This window comes from Paenarthrobacter sp. PAE-2 (assembly GCF_026013155.1).
In the GTDB taxonomy this organism is placed as follows: Bacteria; Actinomycetota; Actinomycetes; order Actinomycetales; family Micrococcaceae; genus Arthrobacter; species Arthrobacter ureafaciens.
Genome location: NZ_JAPDNV010000024.1, coordinates 17,535 through 33,463, shown reverse-complemented (window position 1 = coordinate 33,463; position 15,929 = coordinate 17,535). Strand labels below are relative to the sequence as shown.

Annotated in this window: 16 protein-coding genes and 1 pseudogene; 9 read left to right on the top strand and 8 right to left on the bottom strand. The window is 62.4% G+C overall.

Translation table 11 applies throughout. The annotated features are described in order from the left end of the window. Positions 1 to 3 precede the first annotated feature (3 nt). On the bottom strand, positions 4 to 789 hold the full coding sequence (locus tag OCL88_RS14610; RefSeq protein ID WP_021470446.1) for a sulfite exporter TauE/SafE family protein: 786 nt from the start codon (positions 787 to 789) through the stop codon (positions 4 to 6). A gap of 20 nt (positions 790 to 809) precedes the next feature. Next, positions 810 to 1,595, bottom strand: coding sequence for an ABC transporter ATP-binding protein (locus tag OCL88_RS14605; protein WP_166184277.1), 786 nt, complete (start codon positions 1,593 to 1,595; stop codon positions 810 to 812). Between the two features lie 110 nt (positions 1,596 to 1,705). Here OCL88_RS14605 and serB point away from each other — a divergent pair, with 110 nt between their 5' ends. Beyond that, on the top strand, positions 1,706 to 2,617 hold the full coding sequence (gene serB, locus OCL88_RS14600) for a phosphoserine phosphatase SerB (protein ID WP_264962974.1): 912 nt from the start codon (positions 1,706 to 1,708) through the stop codon (positions 2,615 to 2,617). Positions 2,618 to 3,221: 604 nt separating this feature from the next. Beyond that, positions 3,222 to 3,590: a hypothetical protein gene (locus OCL88_RS14595; RefSeq protein WP_166184273.1), complete on the top strand. Its 369-nt coding sequence runs from the start codon at positions 3,222 to 3,224 to the stop codon at positions 3,588 to 3,590. Positions 3,591 to 3,724: 134 nt separating this feature from the next. On the opposite strand, the gene OCL88_RS14590 is transcribed toward OCL88_RS14595, so the two are convergent. From OCL88_RS14590 to OCL88_RS14580, 3 genes are all read right to left on the bottom strand, one after another. Then, a complete protein-coding gene (locus tag OCL88_RS14590) occupies positions 3,725 to 5,257 on the bottom strand; it encodes an ATP-binding cassette domain-containing protein (RefSeq protein WP_264962973.1) in 1,533 nt (510 codons plus the stop codon). Between the two features lie 292 nt (positions 5,258 to 5,549). Next, on the bottom strand, positions 5,550 to 6,302 hold the full coding sequence (locus OCL88_RS14585; RefSeq protein WP_264962972.1) for an SDR family oxidoreductase: 753 nt from the start codon (positions 6,300 to 6,302) through the stop codon (positions 5,550 to 5,552). 117 nt (positions 6,303 to 6,419) lie between these two features. After that, a complete protein-coding gene (locus OCL88_RS14580; RefSeq protein ID WP_264962971.1) occupies positions 6,420 to 7,145 on the bottom strand; it encodes a beta-ketoacyl-ACP reductase in 726 nt (241 codons plus the stop codon). A 151-nt stretch (positions 7,146 to 7,296) separates the two neighbouring features. Here OCL88_RS14580 and OCL88_RS14575 point away from each other — a divergent pair, with 151 nt between their 5' ends. The 4 genes and pseudogenes from OCL88_RS14575 (at position 7,297) to OCL88_RS14560 (ending at position 9,395) form a co-directional block, all read left to right on the top strand. After that, entirely contained in the window at positions 7,297 to 7,791 is a 495-nt protein-coding gene (locus OCL88_RS14575) for a DUF3099 domain-containing protein (RefSeq protein ID WP_264962970.1), read from the top strand. Next, positions 7,788 to 8,057 (top strand): hypothetical protein, encoded by a 270-nt coding sequence (locus tag OCL88_RS14570; RefSeq protein WP_264962969.1) that lies wholly within the window; start codon positions 7,788 to 7,790, stop codon positions 8,055 to 8,057. Before OCL88_RS14575 ends, OCL88_RS14570 begins: the two co-directional genes overlap by 4 nt. After that, positions 8,058 to 8,924, top strand: coding sequence for an SURF1 family protein (locus OCL88_RS14565; RefSeq protein WP_264962968.1), 867 nt, complete (start codon positions 8,058 to 8,060; stop codon positions 8,922 to 8,924). Then, a pseudogene (locus OCL88_RS14560) lies at positions 8,908 to 9,395 on the top strand (YbaK/EbsC family protein). Before OCL88_RS14565 ends, OCL88_RS14560 begins: the two are co-directional and overlap by 17 nt. Positions 9,396 to 9,419: 24 nt before the next feature. Here the strand turns inward: OCL88_RS14560 and OCL88_RS14555 are convergent. Beyond that, positions 9,420 to 11,018, bottom strand: coding sequence for an ABC-F family ATP-binding cassette domain-containing protein (locus OCL88_RS14555; RefSeq protein ID WP_264962967.1), 1,599 nt, complete (start codon positions 11,016 to 11,018; stop codon positions 9,420 to 9,422). Positions 11,019 to 11,293: 275 nt separating this feature from the next. Between OCL88_RS14555 and OCL88_RS14550 the strand changes: the two genes are divergently transcribed. From OCL88_RS14550 to OCL88_RS14540, 3 genes are read left to right on the top strand one after another with little or no spacing between them, the layout of a single operon-like run. Then, positions 11,294 to 11,929 (top strand): biotin transporter BioY, encoded by a 636-nt coding sequence (locus tag OCL88_RS14550; protein ID WP_193591364.1) that lies wholly within the window; start codon positions 11,294 to 11,296, stop codon positions 11,927 to 11,929. Next, the gene (locus tag OCL88_RS14545) at positions 11,926 to 12,648 is read left to right on the top strand and encodes an energy-coupling factor ABC transporter ATP-binding protein (protein ID WP_264962966.1); all 723 of its coding nucleotides are present in this window, start codon (positions 11,926 to 11,928) and stop codon (positions 12,646 to 12,648) included. The genes OCL88_RS14550 and OCL88_RS14545 overlap by 4 nt, the downstream gene beginning before the upstream one ends. Then, the gene (locus OCL88_RS14540; protein WP_264962965.1) at positions 12,645 to 13,295 is read left to right on the top strand and encodes an energy-coupling factor transporter transmembrane component T family protein; all 651 of its coding nucleotides are present in this window, start codon (positions 12,645 to 12,647) and stop codon (positions 13,293 to 13,295) included. The genes OCL88_RS14545 and OCL88_RS14540 overlap by 4 nt, the downstream gene beginning before the upstream one ends. Here OCL88_RS14540 and OCL88_RS14535 read toward each other — a convergent pair. Continuing rightward, on the bottom strand, positions 13,292 to 14,530 hold the full coding sequence (locus tag OCL88_RS14535) for a thiolase family protein (protein WP_264962964.1): 1,239 nt from the start codon (positions 14,528 to 14,530) through the stop codon (positions 13,292 to 13,294). The genes OCL88_RS14540 and OCL88_RS14535 overlap by 4 nt on opposite strands. Continuing rightward, positions 14,505 to 15,896, bottom strand: coding sequence for a class I adenylate-forming enzyme family protein (locus OCL88_RS14530; protein ID WP_264962963.1), 1,392 nt, complete (start codon positions 15,894 to 15,896; stop codon positions 14,505 to 14,507). Before OCL88_RS14530 ends, OCL88_RS14535 begins: the two co-directional genes overlap by 26 nt. Between the last annotated feature and the right edge of the window lie 33 nt (positions 15,897 to 15,929).

Sequence of the window (15,929 nt, the reverse complement as noted above, 5' to 3'; positions counted from 1 at the left end):
GCATCATTTCACGAGGTTGGCGATCATGAAGCCCAAAGCAACGATGCCCAGGGTAAAGATCACGCTGCGCAGGACCTTGGGAGAGAGCTTGCGTCCCACCTTGGAACCGATCAGCCCGCCGATCGTCGAACTGACGGCAATGAGCAGCACAACGAGCCAGTTGATCCGGTCGAAAGCAAAAATCAAGTAGGAGATGGCCGCCACCATGTTGACGGTGAGGGTCAGGATGTTCTTCATCGCGTTGGCGTTCTGCATGGTGCCGGAGAGGAAGACACCGAGGATCCCCACCAAAAGGATTCCCTGTGCTGCAACGAAGTAACCGCCGTACACGCCTGCGAGGTAGACCAGTGCCACCAGGAGGAACCCGTGGCTCTTGTCCTTCAAGGCATGTTCAGGATTCTGTTCCCGGTTCTTGATCCACGCTTGAAGCTTGGGCTGGAACATGACCATCAGCAGCGCCACTACCAGCAAGACCGGTGCGACGTACCCAAACACCTTCTCCGGCAGGTGAAGCAGCAGCCACGCGCCCGTAATGCCACCGAGCAGTGAGGCGGGCATGAGCTTCAACAGCTGCCGCCCCCTGCCGGCCAATTCGCGCCGGTAACCCCAAGCGCCTGCGGCAGTGCCCGCCACAAGCCCCATGGCATTGCTCATCGAAGCCACCACCGGAGCGACGCCCAAGGCGATCAACACCGGGAAGGTCACCAGGGTCCCGGAGCCTACGACTGCGTTGATGGTGCCGGCCCACAGGCCCGCGAAAAAGACCAGAATGCTGCTAAGAAGTTCCACAGTTGGTATACGCGTCCGGTCTAGCGGCGGGCGGTGGCGGTGTAGCGGCCGGACTTCTCCGTCACGTCAAGATCGAGCCCGAAGGTCTTGCTGAGGTACTCGTCCGTGAGGACTTCCTTGATGGGTCCGGCAGCCACGATTCCACCCTCGCGCAGGAGCATGGCGTGGGTAAAGCCCGGGGGCACTTCCTCGAGGTGGTGGGTGACGAGCACCATCGCGGGGGCGGCATCGTCCTGCGCCAGCTCACTGAGTTTGTGGACGAGTTCTTCGCGTCCGCCGAGGTCCAGGCCCGCGGCCGGTTCGTCAAGAAGGAGGAGCTCGGGGTCGGTCATCAAAGCCCGGGCGATCTGGACACGTTTCCGTTCACCTTCCGAGAGCGTGGCGAAGGTCCTGTTCAGGAGCGGCCCCATCCCCCAGTCGTTCAGCAGCGCAAAGGCGCGGCGTTCGTCGTCGCGCTCGTAGCCTTCGCGCCAACGGCCTGTGACGCCGTAGGCCGCAGTCACCACCACGTTCAGGACGTTCTCCTGCTCCGGGATCTGGTTGGCCAGCGCCGCCGACGACAGGCCTATGCGGGGGCGAAGCTCAAAGACGTCGACGCGGCCCAGTACCTCGTCGAGGATGCCGGCCTTCCCGCTGCTCGGATGCAGACGTGCGGCGGCAATCTGAAGAAGCGTCGTCTTCCCGGCGCCGTTGGGGCCCAGGATGACCCAGCGTTCGCCCTCATTGACCTGCCAGTCAACCTTGTCCAGCAGTGCCTTTTTGCCTCGGACAACGCTGACGGAAGCCAAATCCAGAACATCACTCATAGGAGTAGACACTAGGACAAAAATGAAGATGACTGATAACCGGCGCGGATGCCTCTTTGTGAAGCAAAACGAATTCGGGTGGGTGCGGCTCCGTCGATAGGATTGACGGCATGACTTCGAACTTGGCTGCGGTCAGCTATGGCGTGAATGTGAATCCCGAATCCCTGGATGAGGTGCGTAAGGCGCTGGCCGCTTTCGGTGCCACGGTGTGGTCGGAATCCAGTACGTCGTCAACAACACAATCCGGCGATGCCCGCTACGAGGTGCACACCATCAGTTTCTCTGCCGAGGCCGGCACTGCCGAAGCCCTGGGAACGCTTCGCCGCCTGGTGTCCGACGCGACGCCGGCCGGAATCGATGTGGCGGTTGTTCCTGAGGCCCTGCGCGAGGCCGGGAGGAAGCTGCTGATCATGGACGTCGACTCGACTCTTATCCAGCAGGAAGTCATCGAGTTGCTGGCCGCCCACGCCGGAAAGCGCGACGAAGTGGCCGCGGTCACCGAGGCGGCCATGCGTGGCGAGTTGGATTTCGCCCAGAGCCTCCACGCCCGCGTAGCCGTGCTGGCCGGTTTGCCCGCCGCCGTCGTCGATTCGGTGCGTGACGAGGTCCGCCTCAGTTTGGGTGCGGCGGAACTGGTGGACGCGTTCAGGGCCGCCGGCCACGTTGTGGCCGTTGTTTCCGGAGGTTTCAACCAGATCCTCGGACCTATCGCCGGGGACCTCGCCCTGGATCATTGGATTGCCAACGAACTGGAGATCGTCGACGGCGCTTTGACAGGTAAGGTTCTTGGCGCAGTGATCGACAGGGCAGCGAAGGAAAAATACCTGCGCGAGTGGTCTGCAGCTGCGGGCATCCCCCTTGAACACACCATTGCCGTGGGCGATGGCGCCAATGACCTTGACATGCTGGGTGCCGCGGGTATCGGCGTTGCCTTCAACGCAAAGCCGGCTGTTCGGGCAGTGGCCGATGCTGCCGTCAACATGCCTTACCTCGACGCAGTACGGCACATCGCCAACGTCTAGCTCTGCTTTGGGGCCCGTCGACGTCACGAAAACCGTGTAGGACATACCTATAGGGCGTGACCATCGCAAGGGCGTGGCAGCTTCACTGCCTCCCATGTCTGCGGCGGTTGCGCCACAGCGCGTGGCATGGCACCTGATCCAGCCTGGTGCCGTCCCCGTGTTGTACCGTCTGCCGGCGTGTTCCAGTTCGTGTGGCAGGCAAAAAAGTGACCGGTCAGCTCGGCGGCTGACCGGTCACTTTTTTGCGCCATAGGGGCGCGCGGAATTGAAAATCGCAGTGTCACTATTCGTGACGCGAAATTATCAAGTTTTATCCAAGTCTTTATGGAAATTCCGTTCAATGCGAACGTTTTCCCTCATTGCAATTAGCGCATGGTATGTTCCTATTTCCAACAGGAAATCCGCTGTCCTTTCCGGCTGCGGAAGATCAGTGCTAGGGCATGGTGTGAGCGGTTCGCGTAACGCATGGAAGTGGTGGAAACGCCGCGGGGAAGTAAAGCCGCCGGAAGATCATCACAATGTTCCCGACGACGGTTTAGTGCCCTTGCATGAAATCTTTCCTGAGGAGACCATCGGTTACCAACCAGAACAGGAAAATGTAGATATGAGCTCGCTCGATGACGCCGTAAAGCAGTTGTTGTCCATTGAAGGTGCGACTGCCGCGGCCGTGGTGGACCACACCAGCGGAATGGCTTTGGCGCAGGGCGGAAGCCCCGGTTTTGACCTGGGGGTTGCCGCCGCAGGTAACTCCAACGTCGTCAGTGCGAAGATCCGCACGATGGCGGACCTTGGCCTTGACGGCGACATCGAGGACGTTCTCATTACGCTGGAATCGCAGTACCACCTGATCAACGTTTTGAACTCCAACGCCGCGAAAGGGCTCTTCGTATACCTGGTGCTTGACCGGACGTACGCAAACTTGGCGCTGGCGCGGCACAAGCTCAAGAACATCGCGAAGGTGATTTCAATCTGATTCCACCACAACACGTCTGATTCGACAGCAACAAGAAGGGGTGGACCGGCCGGAAGGCGGGTCCACCCCTCTTTGTGGAAGATTGAATGCTGCTGCCGGGCAGCGGAAGAACCTCGCTACCCGGCAGCCTTCTGTCATCCCGGCAGGAGCGTGTCTGTCACGCCTTTTGAACGGCGGGCCTGGCTGTTCCCTGACTCGAACTTGTCACCCAGCATGTGGTGCACCAGGACATCCTCATTGGTGTTCGCATTGGCTTCGATGGATACAAGCTCACCGTCGCGCATCACACCAATCCGGTGGCACCATCCGACGAGCTCGGACAAGTCGGAGGAATGGAGGATAACGGCCACTCCCGTTTCACAGAGCTCACGGAGCATCCTGTAGACAATCTCTTTGGCGCCAATGTCTATGCCCCGGCTGGGGTGGCTAAGGATCAGGATGTCGCAATCTGCGGCCATCCACCGGGCCAGGCGTACTTTCTGGTGGTCCCCGCCTGAAAGCGTGCTCAGTGTCCCCTGGATGTTGCCGGTTTTGATGCGCATCTGCTGAACGACGTCGATCACGCCGCGCAGCTGACTGACCTCATCCTCCACCGAGGATGCTCCTGCCTGCCGGTTCCGGCCCTGCTGGAGTTCCTCGGCAATGCTGGGGTCCTCGTGGAAGTTTTGGTCCGAATCCGGGAGGAATCCGATCTTCTTGCCCCGGGCGTCAGATTCGGTCCGAGGATCCACCTGCTCGCCATTGACATGGATTTCCCCGCACGTCATGGCGCGGACGCCTGCCAGGGCTTCAACGAGGGCGTAAGTTCCAGAGCGATGGGTACCCACCAGGCCAAAGATCTCCCCCTTTGCCACGGTGAAGGTCACGTCCCGAATGTCTTCCGCCACGCTGAGGTTGACCACCCGCAGAACCTCCTGATTTTCAAGGAGGCGGTTGGGGCGGTCGGAGCCCTCGGGTTCTTTCTGCAGCAGGAGGAGGGCGAGCTCTTCCACGGTGCACTGGGACGCATCAAGGATCCGGTGCACGACGCCTTCGCGGAGAACGGCAATGCGGTGGGTAATCGAGCGCACTTCATCCAACCGGTGGGTGATGTAGATGATGGCGCGTCCTTGGCCTGTCAGCATCCGCAGCACCTTGTGCAGCACTGCTACGTCGTGGTCCGGCAAGGAGGCCGCCACCTCGTCCATGATGACCAGCTGTGCCTCTTCCGCCACCATACGGAGGACTTCCACCAAGGCCTGCTCGGCACGGACCAAGACTCCGACTTTCGCGTCAGGGTCCAGGTCGACCCCCACCTCCGCGATGAGCTTTGCTGCTTGGGCACGGAGCTCGGGATGGGGCTTATCGGCCTGGAACGTCCTGCGGAAGATGGCCTTGGAGACGGTCAGTTCAGGGTCAAGTCGAAAATTTTGGGGAATGAGGCCCACGCCGCAGGCTTGGGCTGCTTCCAAGGAGTCGGGGTTGAAGTTTTCGCCGGCGAGGCTCATGCGCCCGCCGTTGGGTAGATGGGAACCGGTCAGGATGTCCATCAAGGTGGTTTTACCCGCCCCATTGGTGCCTATCAATCCCAGAATCTCTCCACGGTGCAGCGAAAAGCCTACACCGCGAAGGATGCGCCGCTGGTCGTGTGACGCACGGATATCGTCCACGTGCAAGAGAAGGTCCACAAAAGCTCCTGGTTTCGCGAAATCGGCGCTGGCGGCCGGAGAAATTCTTTTGGTGCGCATCGGTCCGGGCGGTGGGGCGCATTCACGAACGGAGCACATTGCCGAGTCAATCAGAAGAGACTTTGTAATGCAAAAAATGGTTCGTGAAACAGAAATTCGCAAAACGTGATGGGAAAACATGGAACTTTTATTGAATTGGTAAGTGACTCCAATCCCACGCAGCGGAAAGAGTGGTCAACAACAAAGAGGGGGCCCGGGACATTTTGTCCCGGGCCCCCTCTTGAAAAAGGCTTTACTGCTCTGACTTCCCGAAGTAGTCAGCGCCGCCTACGTATTCGGTGTGTCCCGTTTCGACGTCCGCGGTGACCATCTTGGCTACTTCGGCGGCAAACTCTTCCACCGAGTACAGCTTCCCGGCCTCGGCGCGCCTGGCCTCGATGGCGCCGGGATTTGAACGGTCCAGGAGCGTCGCGGTCACCGTGCCCTCGATCATGTCCCCGGACACCACCACCAGCTTGATGCCTTTGTTGGCGAGGTCAGGCAGCAGGGCTCGCAGGGCGTCTTCCCCGGCCCGCTTGCTCTTGGCAACGGGCTCGTACTCGGGCATGGTGGGTACGGTCTCAACAAAATGCGCCTGGTGACTGGTGACGAAAACCACCCGGGAGCCCTCCGGCATGAGCGGAACTGCAGCATTGAGCATGTTGATCTGTGCATCACGGTTCAGCTTCAGGGCGTACCCCTCCTCCATCCCGGATTCCATGCCGCCGGAGGCGTTCAACACCAGGATGTCGAGAGAGCCGAATTCCTCCATGGCCGTACTGGCGAGGGCGTGAACGCCTTCTTCCGTGGTGAGGTCTGCGCCCACTGCCGCAGCGCGACCGCCCGCGGCCTGGATATCAGCCACCACCTTATTGGCGCGGGGCGCCTTCTGGCGGTAGTTGACGACGACGGCGGCACCTTCGGCCGCGAGGATCTTGGCAACCTCTGCGCCAATGCCGCGGGAGGATCCCGTCACAATGGCTGTCTTGTTATCAAGCGTTCCCATGCGTGCTCCTTCTGTTCACTTCTTCCACATCGTTGGGCCCTGCTTCCACCCTGCCGGCGGCAAAGTGGAATGCGTGTTGTGGAGCCCCCACAAATTGTTTGTCCCGGTGCGTCGGCGCTAGTGGCCCATGCCAAGGCCGCCGTCAACGGGGATAACGGCGCCGGAGATGTAAGCCGCCTCATCGCTCGCAACCCAGCGCACAACGTTGGCAACCTCCGAAGCCTCCGCGAAACGTCCCGCAGGAACGTTGGCAAGGTAGGACTTCTGTGTCTCTTCCGGAAGCTCAGCCGTCATATCCGTGTTGATGAACCCCGGTGCTACGACGTTTGCCGTAATGCCTCGGCTGCCCAGCTCCCGCGTCAGCGAACGCGCCATGCCCACCATTCCGGCCTTGGAGGCGGAGTAGTTGATCTGGCCCGGAGCGCCGTAGAGGCCGGAGACCGAGGAGATCAGGATCACCCGGCCCTTGCGCAAACGGATCATTCCCTTGGAAGCCCGCTTGATGACCCTGAAGGCGCCTGTCAGGTTGGTGTCCAGAACGGACGTGAAGTCGTCCTCGCTCATGCGCAGCAGAAGAGTGTCCTTGGTGATTCCGGCGTTGGCCACCAGAACCTCCACCGGGCCGTGGGCCTCCTCCACGATCTTGAAGGCTGCATCAATGGAAGCCTCATCCGTCACATCGGCTTTGACCCCCAGGACGCCTTCAGGCAAGTCGGTTTCGCTCCTGTAGGTAACGGCTACCTTGTCTCCATTTGCGAGGAAAGACTCGGCAATGGCCAGTCCGATTCCGCGGTTACCGCCGGTAATAAGGACGCTGCGGCCGCTGGGTACTGCTTCAGGCATGAATGGGCTCCGAATTCTGCGGACTCTACCGCGATGACGAGGGATTTCCTGCCTCGATCTTAGCCGCCGCCTCCCGCAACGCGCTGGTAACCGCTTCTGCCAGCGCGGTTTGGGTGACTCATCGGATCGGTGAGAGAATTAACGGGAGCCTTTGGAGCGTGATTATTCAGCTGTGACACGAGAGAACAGTCCCCTGCAGCAGGTGCCCGGGGATCCGGACGCCTACTCGAGCGACCCCGAGGTCCATAGCATCACTGATGCAGCAGCTGCACACTCCGAGGACATGCGCGAACGCATGATCAAGTATTCAATAGCCATGGGCATTCGCATGGTCTGCATCGTCCTCATTTTCGTAGTGGATGGCTGGTTCAAGATCCTCGCCGTGGCTGGAGCTGTTTTCCTGCCCTGGATCGCGGTAGTCATCGCCAACGGCAGCGACAAAGCCGAAGTCCACAGTGATTCATTGCTGGACTACGTCGCCGTGCCGGAGATTGAAGGCACCAACGTAGCCGGCAGCGATGAAGAACCCGAAGCGGATGACTCCGTCACCCTCCTCCAAGGCGAACTGGTGGATGACGAAACTCCCACGGGCGACGATGCATCAAAGGAAGCCGGGAACGCCGGCGACGAACGGGCGGCTTCATGAACATTCTTAACCTCGGCGGCTTGGGCGGCGAGGAATCCCCGCGTGCCTCGGCGCCTGAACAATGCTCGCGCAAGGGATGCCGGGCAGCGGCCGGTTGGCAGCTCCTGTGGAACAACCCCAGAATCCATACACCTGAGCGCCGCAAGGTATGGCTGGCATGCAACGAGCACCGGGCCTGGCTTGAGGATTACCTGCAAACGCGGGGTCTGTGGAAGGAAACCGTGCCTTTCGGATCCGCGGAAGCGATAGTGGGCGGGACAGACTGAATGTACCGTTTCCTGTTCTCCAGCAAGTGGCTGGGCTACTTTGTCCTGGCCGTCATCTTCGCGACGGCTTGCGTCTTCCTGGGCCGCTGGCAGATGGATCGGCGCGCCGAGACGCTGGCTGAAATTGACCGCGTAGTCAGCAACTACTCAGCCACCCCGGTGCCATTCGCCGACGTGAAGGACCAGTTCCGCCACTTGGATCCGGACCGTGAATGGACCCAGGTGGAGTTGCGCGGCAGCTATGACATCGACGGGCAGCGGGTAGTCCGCAACAGGCCGCTCAATGGCCAACCCGGCTACGACGTCGTTGTTCCATTCCGCCTGACCACCGGTGAAACAGTGATCATCGATCGCGGCTGGCTACCGATTGGCAACAACACTCCGGGAAGGCCCGACGTCGTTCCCTCACCTCCTGCAGGTGAGGTCACGGTCGTCGCCCGCCTCAAGCCGTCCGAGCCGAAACTGGACCGCGGCGCGGTGGAAGGCCAGCTCGCTTCCATCGACCTTCCGGGATTTGCCGAGGAACTGCCGTACACCATCGAAACGGGTGCCTACGGGCAGCTGGCCAGTGAGACTCCCCCTGTGCAGCCGATGCCCACGCCGTTTCCCAAGCCGGCAACTGAAGAGGGAACCCACCTTTCCTACTCACTCCAATGGTTCGCTTTCGGAGTGCTGATGTTCATTGGCTTCGGCTACGCTGCCCGCCAACAGGCACGTAACGCGGCAATCGATGCTGAAGACGATGAAGACGACGACGTCATCGCCGCTGCAGGTCCCCGGAAGCGGCCGGCACCGGCCGCGCGGCGAAACAAGAAACCCACGTCGGAAGAAGAGGAAGACGCGATTCTTGATGCCCAAGGTTACTGAAAAGATTCCGGAGCCGGTCCTGTCGGTCAAGGCGGCGCTCACGGCGCTTGGCGTTGCGGATACCGTCCGGATCTTCGACGAGGAAGTTCCGACGGCGGCAGCCGCAGCTTCCGTTCTGGGCTGTGAGGTCGCTGCCATCACCAACAGCCTCATATTCGAGGTGGACGGCGAACCTCTTCTGATCCTGGCGAGCGGCGCAGCGAGAGTCGACACGGCACACGTCGCCCGCCGGCTGGAAACGGGAAAGATCCGCCGCGCCAAACACCCGAATTCGTCCTGGCGCACACCGGCCAGGAAGTGGGCGGCGTGGCACCAGTGGGCCACCCCGGAAAGATCCGCACCATCCTGGACAACTCATTGAGGGATCACCACGAACTGTGGGCAGGCGCAGGAGACCATCACTCGATGTTCTCCATTACCTACGAGGACCTGCGGCGAATCACCGACGCCGAAGAACTCGACGTCCGCTAGCCCGGCTGCGCCCGCGGTGCGGGCTTACGCCAGCGTGATCAGATCGAGGTAGTCCTCGTTCCAAAGGTCCTCTACCCCGTCGGGAAGCAGCACAACGCGTTCCGGATTGAGCGCTGCAACGGCTCCTTCGTCGTGGCTGACCATGACGACGGCTCCGGTGTAGTTCTTCAGCGCGCCCAGGATTTCCGCGCGGCTGGCGGGGTCGAGGTTGTTGGTGGGCTCATCCAGCAGCAGCACGTTTGCGCTGGACGCGACGATTGTAGCCAAGGCCAAGCGGGTCTTCTCACCGCCGGACAGCACTCCGGCAGGCTTGTCGACGTCGTCACCGGAGAAGAGGAAGGAACCCAGGATCCCCCGGACCTCCGCATCCTTCATATCGGGTGCGGAGGAACGCATATTCTCGAGCACCGTGCGGTCGTGGTCCAGGGTTTCGTGTTCCTGCGCGTAGTAGCCGACCTTGAGCCCGTGGCCCGGGATGATCTCTCCCGTATCCGGTTTGTCCACTCCCGCGAGCATGCGCAGCAGCGTCGTTTTGCCTGCACCGTTGAGGCCCAGGATGACCACCTTGGAGCCCCGGTCGATGGCCAGGTCAACGTCCGTGAAGATTTCCAAAGACCCGTAGGACTTGCTCAGCCCCTCGGCGGTGAGCGGAGTCTTGCCGCAGGGCGAGGGCTCAGGGAAGCGCAGGGCTGCTACGCGGTCCTGCTCGCGCACCGCCTCGAGTCCACTCAACAGACGCTCGGCACGCTTGGCCATGTTCTGGGCCGCCACGGCTTTGGTGGCCTTCGCCCGCATTTTGTTGGCTTGGTCCAAAAGGACCTGGGCCTTCTTTTCGGCGTTGGCACGCTCACGGCGGCGGGCACGCTCGTCAGTTTCGCGCTGCTGGAGATACCGCTTCCAGCCCATGTTGTAGTAGTCGATCTGGGCACGGTTGGCGTCGAGGTGGTAGACCTTGTTCACGGTCGCTTCGAGCAATTCCACGTCGTGGCTGATGACGATCAAGCCGCCTTGGTGATTCTTAAGGAAGTCACGCAACCAGCTGATCGAGTCGGCGTCGAGGTGGTTGGTTGGTTCGTCCAGCAGCAGTGTCTCGGCGGACGAGTAGAGGATGCGGGCGAGTTCCACACGTCGCCGCTGGCCACCGGAGAGGGTCTTCAGCGGCTGGTTCAGGATGCGTTCCGGCAGTGCAAGGTTTGAGGAGATGGCTGCAGCTTCAGCCTCGGCTGCGTATCCGCCTCCCGCCAGGAACTCCGCTTCAAGGCGGTCGTAGCGGTTCATGGCCTTGCGCTGGATTGCGGCGTCCTCGCTGGACATCTCGGCCTGGGCCTTCTTGAGCTTGCCTACGACGGCATCTAGGCCACGGGCCGACAGGATGCGGTCCCGCGCCAGCTGTTCCATGTCCGGGGTGCGCGGGTCCTGTGGCAGGTAGCCGATTTGCCCGCTCCGGGTGACTTTGCCGCCGGCAGGCAGACCTTCCCCGGCGAGGACACGGGTGAGAGTAGTCTTGCCGGCACCGTTGCGGCCGACGAGTCCGATTTTGTCCCCTTTGTCCACCCTGAAGTTGACCTGGTCCATCAGCAGGCGTGCGCCGGCACGAAGTTCTAGGTCCTGGACGTTAATCAATTCGGGTGATGCCTTTCAACGGGGAACGCCTGCGGCACCGGGCAATCCGGTGGAAGCGGCGGGAACTGCTGTGAGAACAGCCTTATCAAGTCTACCGGCAGGCTGGAGGGCCACAAACACGACGGATATTTCCCGGAACACTGCCCCACTCTCCAAAGAACCGCGGCTGGTCTTTGTGGAGAGGCTCCAAAATGGCCTACCGCCGCTCTCCGTACCCTCGAAAGAGTGGGCAGTGCCCGCTTAGAACGCACCAACTTTTCCGCAGAGGATCCCCAATGACCCAGACCCATTCCACCAAGGGCCCCGGCGCAGCGGCCCGTCGCCGTTGGAACGCCACCGACCTCGGACTCGTGGCCGTTTTCGCGGCCCTCGTGGCCACCTCCGCCATCGTTCCCGGCATCCCGGTCGGCGCCCTCGGGGTGCCGATCACGCTTGTCACGTTGACGGTGATGCTCAGCGGTCTGGTGCTGGGCGCAGGGAGGGGCTTCGCCGCCGTCGGGCTTTATGTCCTGCTGGGTCTGGCAGGTCTGCCCATCTTCAGCGGCGGACGCAGCGGACTTGGCATCCTCGCAACACCGTCTGCCGGCTATATCATCGCTTTTCCCTTGGCCGCGGCAGCCACCGGGTACTTGACGTCGTTGATCATCCGCAAGACGGTACGGTTCCGCGCGGCGCTTCTCTTTGCAGCCACCATGGCCAGCAGCGTCCTGATCATCCACGCATTGGGGATCGTGGGCATGATGGTTAACGGCAAACTTGACCTTCCCAAGGCCTTCCTCGCGGACCTCCCGTTCTACCCGGGAGATATCCTGAAGAATGTCCTCGCGGTGGTTATCGCCGTGGCACTCCATAAGGCATTTCCTGACGTCCTGGTGCGCCGGGTTAGAAGGGCAGGCTCCACTTCTTCATGAACTCCATCAACTTCAGCAACGTCTCAGTCGCCGTCGCAGTAGATGGCAGCGACGTGCCCAAGACGCTGCTGCAGGATGTAACCCTCGATCTGCGCGAAAGACGGATCGGCGTCATCGGGGCCAACGGCTCCGGGAAGTCCACACTGCTGCGCCTGGTCAATGGGCTCGTGGAGCCGAGCCAAGGATCAGTTGTGGTCCACGGCCACAACACCGTCCACGACGTCCGCAAGGTCAGGGCAAACGTCGGTTTCGTCTTCACCGATCCCCTCTCCCAACTGGTGATGCCAACAGGCCGCGAGGACGTCGAGTTGTCGCTGAGGCGGAGCATCAAGAACAGGAAGGAGCGGGCTTCCCGCGCAGAGTCCGTTCTGGAACGGTTTGGAATCCTGCACCTGGCGGACCAGAGTATCTACGAACTTTCGGGCGGGGAACGGCAACTGCTCGCGCTGGCAGCCGTGCTGGCGGTCGACCCCGCGGTTCTGGTCCTCGATGAGCCTTCCACGCTGCTGGACCTCAGGAACCGCGAATTGCTGCGCCGCACCATATCCGGCCTGGAGCAACAAGTCATCATGTCCACGCACGATTTGGACCTCGCCGCCGACATGGACCGGGTATTGGTGGTCGAAGCCGGGAGGATTGTGTTCGACGGCGGTCCGTCCGCTGCGGTGGCACATTACCGTGCGCTGTGCGCGGCCAGCCTGGACGGTCCGGGCCGATGAGGGGGCACGGCTTCCTGCTGGCGAACTATGTCCGCGGAGACTCGCTCATCCACCGCACTCCCCTCTGGGCCAAGTTCCTTGTGGTGGCCGCATGCGGGACTGCTTCGTTCCTGATCGTCGACTGGCTGGTATCCCTGCTGGTCCTGGCACTTTTGTGCGGGATCTTCCTGCTCACGGGGGCCGGCTTCCGGAGGCTCCTGCGGGCTGTATGGCTTGTAGCGCCGATCCTTTTTGTCATCGGGGCATTCCAGTGGTGGCAATTGGGCGGCCCTACGGCTGCACGCATCGTGCTGAACGTGCTGGTATGCGTGGTGGCGGCGTCCATCCTGACGGCCACTACCCCGGTCCAGGACCTGTTGGACGGAGTGGTCCGGTTGGCCCGGCCCTTCCAGCGCTGGGGCGCGGATCCGGAGCGTTTCGCCCTCACCATCGCCATCATGCTCCGGAGTATCCCGTTCATAGCCGGTGCCTTCAGCGATGTGCGGGATGCGGCGCGTGCGCGGGGATTGGAACGAAACCCGAAGGCCCTCATCCTGCCGGTTTTCATTAGCACTGTTGCCTATGCGCGGCAGACCGGCGACGCCTTGGCCGCACGTGGTCTCGGCGAAGCCGACGATTACCCGGACCCGCCTCCGGGCCGGAGCTAGAACCGAAGGTACTTCACCAAAGCCGCGGTACCCATGCCCCCGGCGATGCTGATCATCGCAATACCCGTGACCTCCCGCTGCCGAAGTTCGTAGTCCCGCCGCGCCTGCGCCAGCAGCCGGGTGACCAGGACCGCGCCCGAGGCGCCGTAGGCATGCCCCAGGGCCAGTGCTCCCCCATCGAGGTTGGCGCGTTCAGCCTCAATGCCCAGATGGTCGAGGCAAGCCAGCGTCTGCGAGGCGAAAGCCTCATTGAATTCGACCAGATCCAGCTGCTCCGGATCCACGCCCTGGCGCGCCAACAACTGCTCCGCCGCGAAAGCTGCCCCGATGCCCAGCAACTGTGGGTCGACCCCTGAAGTGCCGCTGTCCAGGACAAGCAGCCCGTCCTTCACGCCCATGAGGCGGGCCCGCCGCAGGGAGGTGACGACGACGGCGGCCGCTGCGTCAGCGTCGAAGCAGGAGTTCGCGGCCGTGACGGACCCTTCGGGTACAAAAGCTGCCGGGAAGCGCGCCATCAGCGCAGGACGCAGGTTGGGCTTGGGGCCGTCGTCCGCGGTTACCGGCCGGCCGTCGACGTCCAAGGGCACTGTTTCGGCAAGGAAGGTGCCTGCAACTGTTGAAGCGACTGCCCGCTGGTGGCTCCGGAGGGCGAAGTCATCCTGCCGGTCGCGGCTGATCGCGAAGTGCCGGGCGACGTTCTCGGCCGCCACGCCCATGTCCGGGTCGCCGAAGGTACGCGGCACGAAGGCGGCCCGCGAGTAGAAGTCCAGTCCGCCGTCGTCATTCCTCTGGGCTCGCGCCGGAGCGGTACTGACGCTCTCCACGCCGCCCGCCAAGTACAGTGGATCGCCGCCGGCGGCCACAAGCCGCGAAGCCAACGCAATGGCGTCCAAACCGGAACCACACTGCCGGTCCACCGTGATGCCGGGGACGGAGACAGGCAGGCCTGCCTGGAGGGCGGCAAAGCGGGCCACGTTGCCGCCACCGCCCACCGCGTTGCCCATCATGACGTCGTCCACGTCCGCAGGATCAGCACCCGTTTGTTCCATCAAGGCTGACAAGACGGGCGCCAGCAGGTCGGCGGCGCGGAGTCTCTTCAAAGCGCCGTTCGCCCTGCATACCGGTGTACGGAGCGCGGCGATGATCACTGGCTGGCGGGAGGGGTCGATGTCCCCTAAGCGGTCGTTCTGCCCCGACGGCCCGGACGGGTCAGTGAAGGGGCTGGATGCGGGCATCATGGTTATTTATCCAGTCCAACAGGAGCGAACGGCTGATCTTTCCCCGATCCGTGATGGGCAGTTCGGAAAGGACGTAGTACTGCAGCGGCCATTTGTCCCTGGCCAGCAGACCGTCAAGGCCGGTACGCAGTTGCGTCGCCGTGACGGCTCCATAGGCGGGTACGACGGCGGCAATCACCTTTTGGCCGCGGACGTCATCCGGTGCTCCTGCCGCAACGGCCACCTCAATCCCCGGAACTGACGCCAAGGCAAGTTCGACCTCGTGCGGATAAACGTTCTTCCCGGCCGTGATGATCATGTCCGAACGCCGCCCAAGGATGTGCAGCACGCCGCCTTCAAGGTAGCCCTGGTCCCCAACGGTGTACCACCCGTCCAAGCACCGGAGGGCCTGGCCGTCGTCACCCCAGAGGTACCCGTTGCTGACCATTCCGCTGCGCACGCTGATGTTGCCGTGTGAGCCGTCCGGCACGGGCACTCCATCATCATCCAGGATGCTCAATTCCACCCCGGGGAACGGGCGCCCGATGCCCGTTCCTCCTACGTCCAGAGGTTGACCTGCCGCCAAGCGGGTTCCGGAAACAAAGCTGAGCTCGGACGCGCCGTAGTACTCGTAGAGCGCTGCGTTTGGTGCCCACCTGCGGGCCGCTTCAAGGGTGCGTGCATCCAGCTTGGAACCTGCGCAGACGATGCTGCGGACGCCGGAGGCATCCACGTCGCCGGCCAAGCCGCGTTCGCTCAGCAAACGCAGCATGGTCGGCGTCACGATCAACCGCGTGATGCCGTCGTGGCTGATCGCGGCGTGGGCATCGCCGACGTCGAAGGATTCAAGGGTGTAAAAGGCCGAGCCGGCGTACAGACACTCTGACAAGGCATAAAGGTTGAGGCTGGAAGAAAGTGGACCTGCGGCGAGGGTGCGGTCGTCTTGCGTGAGACCGAAGAATTCGATGGAGGCGTCGAAGGAAACGCGCCACGAATGCCTCGAACGGGTGAACGCCTTTGGCACCGAGGTGGTTCCGGACGTGAGTCCGACAAGGAACGTCGATGAAGGATCGCCGTCACACAGCACTCCGCCGGAATCCCGGCCCGATCCCGTGATGCGCGAGGCGACTTCGTCGATCATCGCCGGCGGCCACGACGGATCCAGGACCGCGCACCGGCGCTCCCCCGCCAAAGCCGCAGCGTAACGGGCCACGAACTCCGTGGAATTTCGCTCGGCGAGGACCGTGGTGTCGGTCGTGGTGGCGAGCAACCCGGTTGCTGCGTCGCGCAACTCCGACCAGGAGAGCCTGCTGCGCCCGACCACCACGGCAGTGTGGTGGGGGCGGTCATCGGCCCACAGTTGAAGGTTGTTCAGGAAAGGCATCCCCGCAATTTTACGGCAGTGTGCGCCATCGGA